This is a genomic window from Aquimarina sp. ERC-38 (assembly GCF_026222555.1).
Lineage (GTDB): Bacteria > Bacteroidota > Bacteroidia > Flavobacteriales > Flavobacteriaceae > Aquimarina.
Window position 1 is genome coordinate 3,083,477 of the sequence record NZ_CP098511.1, and the last position, 15,911, is coordinate 3,099,387.

Annotated in this window: 9 protein-coding genes; all 9 read left to right on the top strand. The window is 35.5% G+C overall.

The genetic code is table 11. The features are described 5' to 3' along the window. Window positions 1-2: 2 nt before the first annotated feature. The 9 genes from NBT05_RS12830 to NBT05_RS12870 all read left to right on the top strand — a co-directional run bounded on the left by NBT05_RS12830 (window position 3) and on the right by NBT05_RS12870 (window position 15,910). Window positions 3-2,492: a hypothetical protein gene (locus tag NBT05_RS12830; protein WP_265770254.1), complete on the top strand. Its 2,490-nt coding sequence runs from the start codon at window positions 3-5 to the stop codon at window positions 2,490-2,492. Window positions 2,493-2,515: 23 nt separating this feature from the next. Further along, window positions 2,516-4,051: a hypothetical protein gene (locus NBT05_RS12835; RefSeq protein WP_265770255.1), complete on the top strand. Its 1,536-nt coding sequence runs from the start codon at window positions 2,516-2,518 to the stop codon at window positions 4,049-4,051. A 41-nt stretch (window positions 4,052-4,092) separates the two neighbouring features. Continuing rightward, window positions 4,093-7,158 (top strand): fibronectin type III domain-containing protein, encoded by a 3,066-nt coding sequence (locus NBT05_RS12840; RefSeq protein ID WP_265770256.1) that lies wholly within the window; start codon window positions 4,093-4,095, stop codon window positions 7,156-7,158. Between the two features lie 3 nt (window positions 7,159-7,161). Then, window positions 7,162-7,623, top strand: a complete 462-nt coding sequence (locus tag NBT05_RS12845) for a hypothetical protein (protein WP_265770257.1) — start codon at window positions 7,162-7,164, stop codon at window positions 7,621-7,623. After that, the gene (locus tag NBT05_RS12850; protein WP_265770258.1) at window positions 7,623-8,312 is read left to right on the top strand and encodes a hypothetical protein; all 690 of its coding nucleotides are present in this window, start codon (window positions 7,623-7,625) and stop codon (window positions 8,310-8,312) included. Before NBT05_RS12845 ends, NBT05_RS12850 begins: the two co-directional genes overlap by 1 nt. After that, window positions 8,309-8,926, top strand: coding sequence for a hypothetical protein (locus NBT05_RS12855; protein ID WP_265770259.1), 618 nt, complete (start codon window positions 8,309-8,311; stop codon window positions 8,924-8,926). Before NBT05_RS12850 ends, NBT05_RS12855 begins: the two co-directional genes overlap by 4 nt. Window positions 8,927-9,141: 215 nt before the next feature. Next, a complete protein-coding gene (locus NBT05_RS12860; protein WP_265770260.1) occupies window positions 9,142-12,513 on the top strand; it encodes a fibronectin type III domain-containing protein in 3,372 nt (1,123 codons plus the stop codon). A gap of 71 nt (window positions 12,514-12,584) precedes the next feature. Then, complete coding sequence (locus NBT05_RS12865; protein ID WP_265770261.1) at window positions 12,585-13,019, top strand: hypothetical protein; 435 nt, start codon at window positions 12,585-12,587, stop codon at window positions 13,017-13,019. An 800-nt stretch (window positions 13,020-13,819) separates the two neighbouring features. Then, on the top strand, window positions 13,820-15,910 hold the full coding sequence (locus NBT05_RS12870) for an adenylate/guanylate cyclase domain-containing protein (protein WP_265770263.1): 2,091 nt from the start codon (window positions 13,820-13,822) through the stop codon (window positions 15,908-15,910). Window position 15,911: the final 1 nt, after the last annotated feature.

Below are 15,911 nucleotides of genomic sequence, written 5' to 3' on the forward strand. Positions count from 1 at the left end.
CAATGCCCCAAATAAACGCTTTATCAATAAGGAAATGGTATACCTATGCATTATTTATTAGCATAAGTATACAAAGTGCCTTCTCTGTTTGTTACGGACAAAACCTGGAACAAATAGGAAAAGCCAAGCTATTTACATTTACCGGTGGGGTGGCGGCCAACTCCGTTTTCTATAATGGGGAGGCAAACCGGGATCCTTTTACTTACTTTTTAAGTGGAAATGTAAACTTAAATATAAGTGGGGTATACAACCTTCCGTTTTCATTTTCATATAGTAATCAAAAGTTCAATAGTAGCAACCCTTTTTCATTTAATCGCCTAAGCATACATCCTTCATATAAATGGATAACAGCACATATTGGGGATATTAGTATGTCTTTTTCCCCATATACGCTAAGCGGACATCAATTTACTGGTGTTGGTGCAGACCTTGCTCCTGAGGGACCTTTACAATTTAGTTTTATGTACGGAAGATTATTAAAAGAATCTGAGTTTAATCCGGAAGACGCGCAGTCTGAACCCGCTTATAAACGTTTTGGGTATGGTTTTAAAACTATGTATACCCATGAACGTTTTGGTTTGGGGATCATTCTTTTCCGGGCGAATGATATAGAAAATTCTTTGCAAAATCCGGTACCTGTAAGTTTTGAGTTAACCCCAAAAGAAAATATAGTAGGAAGTGTAGATGCTAATGTGAAAATTTTTGACCGGGGTACGATTCAAGTAACTTATGCATCTTCTGTCATTATAGAAGACAGTTCTGTCAAAGGAGAGCCCGGGGTGAGCAACCCGCTTTCTGTATTTATCAAAACCAATGCAAGTACGCAGCAGTATAAAGCCTATACTACTAATTTTACGTATCCAGTAGGGCAGGGGAGTGTAGGGGTGGCATATGAACATATCGACCCGGAGTACCGGACGTTTGGGGCATATTTCTTTAACAACGACCTGGAAAATATTACGGCTAATGCCTCACAAGCTATTTTTGGTGGTAAAGTAAATATTGCAGTTAACGCAGGTTTACAACGAGACGATTTGGATAATACTAAGAGTTCGCAATTACAACGGGTAATAAGTGCAGTCAACCTAACCTATACCCCTTCAGAAAAACTAAACTTAGCTGGTGGCTATTCTAATTTTCAGTCGTATACCAATATTAAAAACCAATTTGATTACATTAATGAAGTAGCTCAATCCGAAAACCTGGACACGCTGGACTTTCAGCAAATATCTCAGAACGCTAACCTAAATGCGAATTATATCTTACAAGAAACCGAACATAAAAATAGTTCGCTTACTCTAGACCTTTCTTACCAGAGTGCTGTAAGCCAGCAGGGTGGGGAAGTTACTGAAAATGGAGATTCTAACTTTTACAATACCAGTACAGCCTTTTCCATAGGGTACCCACAAAACACCTTATCTGTTTCAGCAGCGATGAACGTTTCGTACAATACCCTAGGAGAAGATAAAAGTTTAATTCTAGGTCCTTCGTTATCCGCTAGCAAACAGTTTTTTGAAAAGCGGTTACGTACCACTGGCTCGGTAAGCTACAATCAAAACCGGAATAATGGGTTAAAAGAAGGAGAAATTACTAACTTTAGGATAAGTAGTAATTATAGTTTAAAAAAGAAGCATAACCTTAACCTAAACTTCTTGTCTCAGTTTAGAAAAGGAACTACTAACACTACCGACTTTACGGCAACGTTAGGGTATACCTATATATTTAAACCTGTTAACCCAAAATTAAAACTGCCTAAAAGAAGAAAAATAGAAAGCCCTCTGGGTAACGCGGTTATTGAATTTAAATATCGGGATTCTGTATATGGAACTACCCAAGCCGAAGTGAATACGCAACTTGCTGATTTACAAAATAAAGCGATGTTCCGTCATATTCCTAGTTACAAACGGGTGGCTTTAAATCAAAAAAGGGAAGCTTTAGCCAAAATTAATAAGGCGGCGGTTTACAAGGTGGAAGCCATCCAATTTTTAGAAGAATTATACAGCTACGAGGACTTTGTAAAGGGATATCACCAGCTGGTATTTGATATTTTGGTAGAACTACAAAGAGATATGCAACGCCTGGACCATGCTTTTGAAAAGGCTTATATCCGGGCCAAAGTCAAAGTGGAAAACCACCCCTTACATCAAAAATCGGAAACGGAACGGAAAAAAGTTGCAAAAAACTTACAGGAAGTATACCAGGAACGTAGCAAAAGCCTGGAAGAGAATCAGGCGCGACTGGTAGCCCACCGCTGGATGTTACCATTAATTAGTAGTTACACTACCATAAACCGTGTACAAGAAAGTGATGCTTTATTGTCAGAACTCATGGAAAAAGAAAAGGATAATTTATACAAACTTAAAGACGAAGGTAAAACCGCCCCGGAGTTGCAACGCTATTTAATTGAAAAAATCATTGATTTTTATTTTAAAGCATCTCAATCACACACTGATCCGGAGGCTATTGAGTTGAAATACATTGAAAAATTTTAAATTAAATTATGACTGACTTAATTATGAAAACTAGAAATTATTTTTATCAAGTTTCAATAATTATATTATTGAGCTGTATTGTATCATCCTGTTCTGAAGTGGACGAAGAATCTTTAATACAAGAACCGACTTCTTTTAGTGCAAACTTTAGGAATTTTAATGGCAATACTCTGTCCAGAGGAGCTAGGTTACTAAACGGTGCTGCCATTCAATTTGAAGTGATCAATGATCTAGGTTTTTCTGAGGATCTAACGAAATTTAGCGTTAATAATGTATCAAATAATAAAGTAGCTATCATCATAGATCAGAATAACCAGCAACTAATTTTTACAACCAATGAACTAGAACCGCAAGAAGTTTCTTTTGACGCTTTTTTTAATGGAGAGAAAATAGGAGATTTTGATGTAGTAGTAGATGTCCCATATAAATTAACAACAAACGGAGAAGATATTAGAGGTCCGATCATTCTTGATTTTACACAAAATACGACACCCGTAGAATATAAATTGATACGTATCGACGGCTCGTATATTGAAGATTTTGAACTTAGAAATTTATACTTTACTAATGAAAATACTTTATCCTTATCGAACTATGAAGTTTTTGAAGGTGATAATTTCAAATTCTTTATTCAAGCATCAGAAGTGACAGGTAATGAATTTACAGCTGCATTGTATTATAGAAGTGAGCAATTTGATTTTCAACCTGTATTCGTTAAAAGTTTTCAAGTAACAACAACTCTAATAACAGATACAAATTGCCAGATCACAAAGGAAAAAATGGTAATTATTAATGATGTGGGAGAAGCGGTGAATAGGGATTTTAATTTTTTGATTAGAGATAGTATTATTCAGGAATACAGTAGTTCATCTAGGTCTATTCGGGATAAAAAAATATTTTATGAAAATGGAAAAATCAAAGAAATCTTGGATGCCAATGATGGAACTCCAGAAGCAACTTATACTTACCGAAATAATCTTTTAGTTCATAGCGAAGTATTTCGGTTAAGTTCTCAAATAGAGAAATATGATTTTTACTATGACAGTGAAAAGAATTTAACTTCTAAAGTCTATAAAATTTATAATAACTTTTCACAAACAACAGAGGTAAAAGATAGTATAATATATGAAAATTATAATAAAGGACTTTCAGAAAGAAGAATACATTATTCAGACTTCGACTATACCGGAATTATTTATGCACTATATTATAAAACTTTTTATGACGCCAATAGAAATGTGGTTCGTGAAGAAGTATCTAGAGATGACCAGGAATATATCCTTTACATTGAACAAGAATTCGATCCTGTTGAAACTACAGTCCATCATCTGAACCTGATAAACGGAAAGACTTTCATTAAAAGCCCTGTGCTCTTATCTAAGTCTTTTTATACCAATGAGCGAGGTTCTCAAACTTCTCCTTCATTTTTAGAATTAAAGGAAATAAAAAAAGATAATAGTGATAACATTATTAAGGTGGTTCATGAATATTTTGACAACGGTTCTTCGAATAGTTATTATACCCAAGAATTATTATTCTCTTTTGATCCATGCAATTAATCGAGTTTGAATAAATGTAAGTCACAAAGATGAAAAAATACATGCTATATTTCCTTTTCCTTTCGTTTTTTTCAAACGTTACCGCCCAACGCTTCCCGGTACAAGTATTCCCGCGTGTAGTTCCCCCAGCCCCGGTAAACTTTTATAACTACGCTGACGGCAGTACGTTAAATAGCCCCTTGCAAGTTCTTTTACTGTTAGGTGACTTATCTATTAACAGAAGGCAAATCCGGTTAAAAGTCTACTTTGAAGGCAACGGGATTGCTTTTGAAAGCATAGACAATGTTACAGGTGCACCAGTGTTGTTAATAGACGGGGGAACACCTCTTTACCTTACTAACGTCGAACTTGCTCCGTACTTTGAACTCCCTAATTTGAGGGGTATCAGCTCAAGGGTTTACGGACGTACCATCCCGGAAGGGAGCTACCAGTTTTGTTTTGAAGTTTTTGATCTTATTACGGGTAATAAACTAGGGGATAAAACTTGTGCTACTACCTTTATCTTTAAAAACGAACCCCCGCTACTCAACCTTCCCCTACAAGATGCCATTTTAGAACCCAAAGCAGTAGAAAACATTGTCTTTCAGTGGACACCCCGGCATATCAATGTTAGTAATGTCGAATACGAACTAAGCCTTGTAGAGATTTGGGATGAACGGGTAGACCCCAGGACGGCTTTTCTATCTTCACCCCCGGTATTCCAAACCACCACCAGGGCCACTAGTTTTGTCTACGGCCCCGCCCAGCCCCCGCTACTTAACGATAAACGCTACGCCTGGCAGGTAAAGGCAAAAGCCATTAAAGGGGCAGAAGAGATCGGACTGTTTAAAAACGAAGGAAAAAGCGAGATCTACTGGTTTAGCAAAACCGAGCCTTGTGTTATGCCAACCGGGGTTTACGGCGAACCCAAAGGTCTCTCTCGGATGAACATCTTCTGGGACGAAGACCTTACGGTGTACAACGAATATGAAATTACCTACCGGGAAAAAGGAAAAGCCAATGCCCGGTGGTTTAGCAAACGTACCAATGCCGGATGGGCTACGGTATGGGACTTAAAACCCAACACTACCTATGAATTCAAACTCCGGGGCAAGTGTAAATTTGGCTACAGCCCCTATACTAAAACCCAAAGCATCACCACCGAAGCCGCAGAAGACAAGACCGCCAACTATAACTGCGGGATCGTACCGGATGCCATAGCGATCACCAACCGGGAAGGCCATCCGAACATCCTTATCGGGGATAGGATCACGGCAGGGGACTTTATAGTGACCATTACGGATATTACCAGCGAACAGGACGGGGTAATCTCCGGGAGTGGTTTTGTACGGGTACCTTACTTAGAACAAGCCCGATTTGGGGTAACCTTTAATAACATCCTTGTTAATACGGACTACCAGTTAGCCAAAGGGGAGATCGTCACTTTATACGACCCGGTGTTTGGGGAAGGGGAGGAGATGATTGTGAACCTACCGGTTACGGAATGGTTGGAAAATATTAGAGGCGTTATAAACAACAACCGAAATAAAGTACATGAAGCTTTAGTAAATGGTAACATAACCCAAGAAGAAGCGGACGAATTGGAAGAACAGATTGAGGAGCAAGAGCAACTAAAGGAAGAAATAGAAGAAGAACTAACCAAAGGAGATGATGCAGATAAAGAAAAGGTTAGAGAGGCTAGGGAGTCAACTGAAAAAATAACAGAACAAATAGGACAAAAACTGAATTCAGCTCAAACCAATAGTGCAAATATTAGTAGTGTAGTTATCCAATATAAAGGTCAAAATTATAAACATACAGATACTATAAATATTCCTTTCAATAGAAACTTAGGAAAGCAACTTTTTAAAATCATCGGGATTAAGGAAGAAGCCAAAGTTGACTGGGCATTTTATACAAATCTAGATGTGAAAGAAGCTTCCTCATCTTTAGGTAATGGAAAAGCCATAGAAGTTAACTTAATTAAAGACTACGGTGACAACTTGGTATTAGGAGCAGAATACTGGAAGTCAGAAGATGATTTCCCTGAAGGAAAATCTAAAGAAGTTCGGGTATTTATAAAGGTAGTCAAGGAGCCTTTTGAACTTGTAGAACTAATCGCTACCCATAAAGATAAACCAAAACGAATAGCGAAGTCAGGAGAGACACTTTATTTAATAGACCCTCCTAGTGCAACCGATACAAAAAAAGAAGTAGTTTATAACATCGAAATTGAATCTGAACTACCAAAAGAACAAATTGACAACTCAAATATACAATGGTTTTATGATAAACCAGGTACTTCTTCTTATAGTCCTAAGAATGAAGGGGAAAAGATAATTACTAGAAATCTTGTGGAGAACTCCGATAAAATAAATACAGCTGTCAAAGGAGGTTATTCAGAAGTATTAGAAAAAAATGTTGATGTACAATGGGTAAAAGAGAATAAACAAAAAATTAAAGTCGTACCTCCCTCTATTCAAAATACTATCAATACCGTTTTTAAAAATATGAAAAGATTAAATGAAATAACAGAAAAATTTGGTAAATATAAGTTGAAAATAGAACCTAAAATTGAATTTTTTGGAAGTGAGTTTAATCAGGAAGATGAAATTAGCAGATTCTATAATATAATTAGGGATGGTGGTATTAATGCAAGTTTAGATTTAAAATATAAAGTACCATTGCCTCCTCCTTATTCAATAGACTTAACTATTCCTTGGATAGACTATAGTATTGGTGAAATTGGTGCTTATATAGATATAATAGCTTCTTTAAAGACAAGTGGAATTCTTCGTTATCAAAAAAGAAGTGATCAGAAGACATTTAATATAGTTATGAATACAATAGCTATAAAAGGAGAAGGAGGTCTTGAATTTGGTGCAAAAGCAAATGTTTTGCCTGAAGTTGAATTGGTAACAATTAATTTAAAAGCGTATGGAAAATCAAAGCTAAGTGTTTCTGGTAAAGTTAATTTTACCACTAGTAATAATACTAATTTTAAACCAGAGATTTATCTCGAACCTTTAATTGGTGGTTTTAATGGAGAAATTAAAACAGGAGACTATATAATTTTTAAAGATACCTTTGAAAAACAGTTGTCTCAAAGAATTAAAATTTATCCTTAAAAAATGAAGAAAGAAAATAGAAAGATTTTGATTGCAGTATTAATTTTTATAGGTATAATTCCTTCTATAATTTTTTTAATTATAGGAATAAGGTCGTTATCAATCTTTTTGAATTTTAATAGGTATGAAAAAGGTATTATAAATATAAAATCTTTTGATTGTGGTAGTAGTCATGGAGGAGATGATTCAAATTGTTACGGTATTGGTACAATAAATGGTTTAGATTATAGAGTAAATTTAGGATTGGCACCAGGTAATAAGAAAATATTTAATATTCATAATCATGCAGATTTATCTAAAACAAATTATGAAGTTTTTTTTATTAAAAATAAAAAAAATGCTATCTTAATAAAAGATGGTCAAATAGAGTTTGATAGATTTAGTTATTTACGTAAATCTATTTTTGAGTTACTTTTACCTTTATTAATCTTTCCTTTAATAATTTATCTATATAAAAAGAAATAATGATAAAAATTATAACATACTTGATTTTTTTAATCTTTTTTAATTCTTTATTCTGTCAAAAAGATGAAATTGGAAACAGAATCATTTTAAATTCTGGGAACATAAAGAATTCTAAATATCATGTTTATAAACCACCTTTTAAAGCTAAAGCAATTTATAAAAATAAAAACGAAGCATTAAATTTATATCCGGAACAATTAATGAGTTCTATATTAAGTGCGTCAAATCAAGAATGGGTTGATTACAATACTTTAGGGGGAAGTAATGAATCTGATAAAAAAGGTCAAGAGCATTTTAACAAAGTAAAAACAATAAATATTGATCAAAAGTATTTTGAATTACAATCTAAATTAGAATTTATAGCTAATAACTTCCAAATGGCAATAGTTAAGTTTTATTATCATCAACCAAACAAAAAGCCTATTGCCGGTTCAATAGTAATGCAAAAACAAGAAGATATATGGAAAACTACATCAACACCATACACGACAAAAATTGCAATGGCATTAATGGTTTTTAAACCAGAAATTTTTGGAAGAATATTATTAGGTGAAGGTATAAACGAGATGGAATATGCTTTAATTAATGACGTTACTGATAATAATGGTTTTAGTTTTAATAAACTGATGAAAAGAAAATTGTCGGAGATCGAAAAAAATTATTTTACCAATCCTTTAAATTGGAAATGATGATACGAATTTTATCTCAAATTATTTTTTTTATCTGTTTTTTTAATCTTTATACACAAGAGGTTGATTATTCAGCTTTTAAAGGTAAAGATGTGAAATTGAATCATTCGTCAAAAGTTATTAGACCACATATTTTAAATTACAACTACTATCCGTCAAAAGGAATTGATTCAATTGCCTATAAACCCAATTTATTAGGACAATCAGAAAACGTACTTTATAATAAATATAAGCAAGATTTAGAAGCTAATTCTAATTCAAAAATATTATTAGAGTATAAATTTACTTATGGTTCTGAAGCTAACTTTACATCAATTATAAAATTTAGAGTTTTATCTCTAAATGAGTCAGAAAGTAAAATATTAATTTTAAAGAAGGTGGACGGCGAATGGAAAGAAATTAAAAAAAGTAAATATTCAAGCTTTGAAATTATTATGAAAAATCTAGACATTGAGATATTTTGGCAATTCTATAATTCTAGCGACAATCCAAATTATCCTGAAATTAACAAACTTAAACCTTTAGTAAAAGACGCTAGTGGAGTTTTGAATATAGAAAAATTAGCGCAGGTAATTGAAGAGAACAAAGCAAAATTAAATAAATATCTTGATTAGTCATATTGCGTAAGGGATAGTAGTGACATCCTTTTTTGTTTTGAGAAAAACAAAAAAGATATAGCGGATAGCCCGACCCATAGTGTAGCGAAGGGTTACGCACAAACAATTACCCTTCTATCCAACGCTTCCCGGTACAAGTACTCCCCCGGGTAATCCCCCCGGCCCTGGTAAACTTTTATAACTACGCTGACGGCAGTACGTTAAATAGCCCCTTGCAAGTTCGTTTACTGTTAGGTGACTTATCCATTAACAGAAGGCAAATCCGGTTAAAAGCCTACTTTGAAGGCAACGGGATTGCTTTTGAAAGCGTGGACAATGTTACAGGTGCACCAGCGTTGTTTATAGACGGGGGAACACCGCTTAACCTAACCAATGCTGAACTCGCCCCATACTTTGAACTCCCTAATTTGAGAGGTATCAGCTCAAGGGTATACGGACGTACCATCCCGGAAGGAAGCTACCAGTTTTGTTTTGAAGTTTTTGATGTTATTACAGGTAATAAACTAGGGGATAAAACTTGTGCTACTACCTTTATCTTTAAAAACGAACCCCCGCTACTCAACCTTCCCCTGCAAGATGCCATTTTAGAACCCAAAGCAGTAGAAAACATTGTCTTCCAGTGGACACCCCGGCATATCAATGTCAGTAATGTAGAATACGAACTAAGCCTTGTAGAGATTTGGGATGAACGGGTAGACCCCAGGACGGCTTTTCTATCTTCACCCCCGGTATTCCAAACCACCACCAGGACCACTAGTTTTGTCTACGGCCCCGCCCAGCCCCCGCTACTTAACGATAAACGTTACGCCTGGCAGGTACAGGCAAAAGCCATTAAAGGGGCAGAAGAGATCGGACTGTTTAAAAACGAAGGGAAAAGCGAGATCTACTGGTTTAGCAAAACCAAGCCTTGTGTTATTCCCACGGGAGTCTACGGCGAACCTAAAGGCCTCTCCCGGATGAACATCTTCTGGGATGAAGACCCTACGGTGTACAACGAATACGAGATCAGCTACCGGGAAAAAGGAAAAGCCAATGCCCGGTGGTTTAGCAAACGTACCAATGCCGGATGGGCTACGGTATGGGACTTAAAACCCAACACTACCTATGAATTCAAACTCCGGGGCAAGTGTAAATTTGGCTACAGCCCCTATACTAAAACCCAAAGCATCACCACCGAAGCCGCAGAAGACAAGACCGCCAACTATAACTGCGGGATCGTACCGGATGCCATAGCGATCACCAACCGGGAAGGCCACCCGAACCTACTCATCGGGGATAGGATCACGGCAGGGGACTTTATGGTGACCATCACGGATATTACCAGCGAACAGGACGGGGTAATCTCCGGGAGTGGTTTTGTACGGGTACCTTACTTAGAACAAGCCCGATTTGGGGTAACCTTTAATAACATCCTTGTTAATACGGACTACCAGTTAGCCAAAGGGGAGATCGTCACTTTATACGACCCGGTGTTTGGGGAAGGGGAGGAGATGATTGTGAACCTACCAGTTACGGAGTGGTTGGAAAGCATCGGGGGTATTATAAACAACAACCGGGATAAAGTACGCGAAGCTTTAACAAGCGGTGCCATTACCCAAGAAGAAGCGGACGAATTGGAAGAACAAATTGAAGAGCAAGAGCAGTTAAAAGAAGAAATAGAAGAAGAACTAACCAAAGGAGACGATGCAGATAAAGAAAGGGTTAGGGAATTTAGGGAGAAAGTAGATGGTATTACCGAACAACTCCAAAAAGAATTAGGCGCATTTGAAGGGGGTCAAAATATAGTGAATAAAAACGATGTAATTACAAATGATACCTACTTTGACGGGGCTATAAAGTTTTCTATTGCAGATAAAACCATACAATTTCCACAAAAAGCAGAAACCCCGGTGCTAAACCTTTCAGAGCTAGCGCCTTCGCAGGGTAATAGTGACGCTACTTATTTTAATTATACTACCCTTAAAGGTGCGAATAACAAAACCTACTATGTTTCTAAATCTAATTTAGGTGAAGCGTTAGAAACCAATGAAGATTACAAAACCATTAAAGAGAAAATGGCAAACGTAGCTTCTGATGAATATTTATTATGGGTACATTACGATTTTAAAAATAATGAAACCAAGTATAAAGTAGTATTTGGTGATCAATACTATAACGGTGCAATCACACAGCATGAGCTGGCAAAATTGTACAATAATGTACTATCTTTTGACCTTAAAGGGGCTATAGGTTCTGCTATTGTCAATGTTAGTTCTTCTTTGGATGGTCTTTTAGAAAAGTATAAAGATGACTTTGAGTTTTTGAATGAAGAACTAATTGCAGGATATACTACCTATGAAATATTAAAAGTAGTTTTAAATTTTACCAAGAACTGCGGGGAAGATTTTAAAACACAAAAGAATGGTATTGTACCCAAATGCCTATGGGATCATGAAGTAAACCCAGCCATGGCTTATTACGCCGGGTTTATCGATGGGGCATGGGAGTCTGTTGCCATTGCTGTAGACCTTTACCAATTTAAAGAAGCCTGGGACCCGTTAAGTCCATTTTTCTTAACCTCAGAAGCTACTGAGATCAGGAAGCAAACCGTTGAGATTATACTACTGGTAAAACAATTAGAAGAAAAAGACCAACTGGCAAGTACCATAAAAACAACGTTTAAACAAGAGTTTAAGAAATACATAGATACTACCATTGCCTTAACCCCCAAAGCAAGGTATAACCAAGGGAAGCTTATATTTGATGTAGGTACCATGTTTTTTGGGATAGGGGAACTTAATACATTACTAAAAACGGGAAAAGTTACCTCTACCTTATTAACTTCTTTAAAGAAAATACCAAAAAGCTTTGTCAGTTTTATCAAAAGTACGGGTAAAGGTTTAAAAACAGTAATAAAACGTATTGATGATGTTACTTCCGCAATTTTTGTAGAAGGTCAGGAGATTGCTCGAATTACCAAAGAAAAATTAATTATCTTGGAACGGGCGTTCATACAAAGTATTGATGATAATTTACAACCGGTAGGGCAGTTAGTCACCCCTAATGGGTTAATCGTACAAATGGATGATGGCCGTACAATTAGCGATAGGGTGTTTGATATCATGAAAGATGCCCAGGGTAATTATAGAACCGCGGTTGGGAAGTTGGATGATGCGACAGAAAAGGTAATTGGATCGATTGTAAGAAATGGTAATAAAGTAGAATATACTAACCCTGCAAAAAACATACTTAAGTGGACAGATCAACATCCAAATTCTATAAAACAAGCAATTAAAAGTGCCTTAGAAAGTAAAAATGTTGGTAAATTAACCGAAGGAAAGGTAGGTGATTTTATTAATAAATTAGGCATTGAAATAGAAGCCTTCGGATTGAAAATTAAAAATACCACAACTAATAATTTGGCAGGTGATATTGATGTATTAACCAAATCTCATATTATTGAAATTAAAAAAACATACAAATCAATAAAAGAGGGGCAATTAGATAAATTTGTTGATCGCAATTTGGATAACTTTTTAAATCCATTCAATAAAAGGCCTATACTTTACATTGACGAATTACTAACAGCCTCGGAAAAGGCCTAAATATTATCTCAAATACCTGATGGTATTATACTAATTAATTCATTGGATGAACTTGCAAAAATTTTAAAATAATGGGACTTCTTATATTGTCTACTAGGAAAGTAACTCCTGAAGAAAGTATTGCCAGTATAGCATCTTTGTCATTGAAAAATGGGTTTAAATTTCATATGGAGGAAGTGAAAGATAATTCCAAAAATTACGTTGACTTATATATTGCTAAACATTATAAAAAAGATGAAGAGGAATATTTTTATCTTGAGTTAAGATATGATCAAATGAAAATCATTAAAAATAACAAACTTTATAATCGATTAGGTGTAACAGACCAAACTGATTATCCGAGATTAATGTATGACTTTTCTTTGGAATATTTACGTTTAAATCCGGATCACTGTATTTCTTTTCATAGAGAAACGTTCTTTTTTTTGAAAGATATGGAGGACATAGAATCCGGAGGCGGTTATTTTGATGATTGGTGTTTTGAAAATCCTAATGATCAATTATAATTATTATTGTTCAGTATTGAAAGGGTTTTAAGTGATTCAAAACAAAGTAATAATCCAAATACACCTTTTTTTTCAAACATACATTTAAAGATTTTGATAATATATCAGATTATAGAAAGAACTTAGCAAATAAAATAGGAGCACAAGTTAAAGCTCCTAAAGGTTTGATTACAGTATTCGAAGATGGTACTTATAAAATTTCTAATAGTGGAGAATGGAGAATTTTTAATCCTGGATGAGGAACACCGCTTAACCTTACCAACGTCGAACTCGCCCCGTACTTTGAACTTCCTAATTTGAGGGGTATCAGCCCAAGGGTATACGGACGTACCATCCCGGAAGGGAGCTACCAGTTTTGTTTTGAAATAAGCTTTAATAACCTCTTAGTCAGCACAGACCACCAGTTAGCCAAAGGGGGAGATCATCATTTTCTAATAACTTGTATTAAAATTATACAGATTATAACCCTAATTTCTAAAATATGATGAGTAGTAGTATTTTCTTCAATTTATGGCCCTGTAACGAAAAATATAACAAATAGTTCACACCTATAAATTCCAACCAAACAGTATAGTAGTTAAATAGTGATGTATAGAAAAATGCCGTATTACAAATTAGTGATCTACTTTAAAAGATAGCTTCCCAACATAAAACGCCCAACCCTTACCTCATTATTATAGGATAATATTATATTTGAAAAAAAGCTAAATTCAAACTTTACCTAGTTCAACCTACAAAAGCTTTGGTAAGGGTAAGATACGGTTGGTAGTAAAGTTTGAATTATTTTCTAATTGTATATTATGCGAACAATAACCATCCGCACGCGCATTATGCTGATGCTTCTCTTGGTTGGAATCCTATCTTGCGCTATCCTGGGCTATTTAGGCTCAGATTACGGGCAAAAAATTATTGCTAAAGAAGTAAACGATCAGTTGAGTATTGTGCTTTCTTCCAAAAAGGATCAGATAAAAACTTATCTAACAAGTATTGAGAATGTGGTGGAAGTTATGGGACAAAACCCTACGGTAATAGAATCCGCAGAAGCATTTTCCGAAGCTTTTTATAAGTTAGAAGAAGAGCAGTTAAACGCTGAGTGTTCTTCGGCTTTGGGTAATTATTATACACAATTTATAGATCGGTTGTCTCAAAACATGGAAATTAAAAAGGATCAGCTGCTTTATTATCCTAAAAGTTTAGAAGGTTGCTATCTTCAGTTTGAATATATTGTTAATAACCCAAATCCGCTTGGTGAAAAAGATAAAATGAACTATGCTCCAGATAGTTCGGCATATTCTTCCGTTCATCAAAAGTATCATCCTTTCTTCCGGATGTTATTAAAAAAATACAATTTCTACGACATTTTTATAGTTGATTTAAAGAAAGGGGATATTGTTTATTCAGTATTTAAGGAAACTGATTTTGCGACTAATCTGTATACCGGACCGTATCGATCCAGTAATTTGGCGGATTTAGCCCGAAGGTTACAAACTAATAGTGACCTGCAAAAAGCTTCCTGGATTGATTTTGCGCCTTACCGACCGTCTTACGGGGCACCAGCTGCCTTTATTGGGATACCACTTACGATCGAGGGGCAAACGGTGGGAGGCTTAATTTTCCAATTACCTATTGGTGAAATCAATCGTATTATGACCGGTGGAAAACAATGGGAAACGGACGGTTTAGGTAAAACCGGAGAAACTTTTCTGGTAGGACAAGATCATTTGATGCGATCAGTATCCCGTTTTTTTATTCAGGATTCTTTAGGCTATCGTAAAACCTTATTGCAAAAAGGAGAAGTTGAAGCTAACATAGATCGTATGTACCGCTACGGGAGTACTGTTCTTCAGCAAAAAATACATAGCAATTCTTTAAACGAAGCCTTTGAAGGTAAATCCGGGGTAATAGAAGATTCGGATTATCGGGGGATTGAAGTTATACGCCATTATGAACCCCTTAATTTTCCCGGATTGGACTGGGCAATTGTTTCAAAAAAAGATAAAGAAGAATCTTTTCAACCTGTGACTGAATTTAATAAGAGTATTTTTATACAAACATTAGTCCTTATCTTATGTATTACGTTGTTATCTTTAATTTTAGCCAACCGCTTTGTAAAACCAGTGGAAAAACTTACCCAAGCGGCAAAACAGTTAATTAATGGAGACACTTCACAAAAAGTGGTAATTAAATCTAAAGATGAATTCGGGGTACTAGGAGATACGTTTAATACAATGATCGGACAACTGGACGAGCAAAAGAAAGCAATTCAAGATCAACTACAGGAAAATCAAAATCTTTTAGAAAATTTTGTTCCTCCGGATTTTATCAACCGGATTAAAAAAGGCGAACGTACCTTTGCTGATGAATATCAGAATGTATCTTTTATTACCGTAGATATTGTAGGTTTTGGAGCATTGACCAATCAGGTGGGAGCTAAAAAATCCGCTACGATTCTAAATGACTTAGTAGATGCTTTTGACGAAGCAGCTGCCAGAAACTATGTAGAAAAATTACGTACTGTAGGAGATACATATTTTGCCGCCTGTGGTTTATTTGAACCCCGTTTAGACCATGCGAAGCGCATTGTACAATTCGCATTAGAAATTAAACAATTACTCGCACAAATTAATCTTAACCGAAAGTTGGATTTACAAATGAAAACCAGCGTGCATACGGGTAATGTGATGGCTGGAATCGTAGGCACAGATAAGTTTAGTTTTGATGTCTGGGGTGAAACGATCAATTATTTATTTACCATGAACCATAAAACTCAAGATATATCGCTGGTATTATCAGAAGAAGTTACCGAGCGATTAAGCGATTTATATACATTTACCCCCGTTGGGGAAGGTACGATGTCAGGAAAAAGAATTTTTACCATAAAAACGGTGTAGA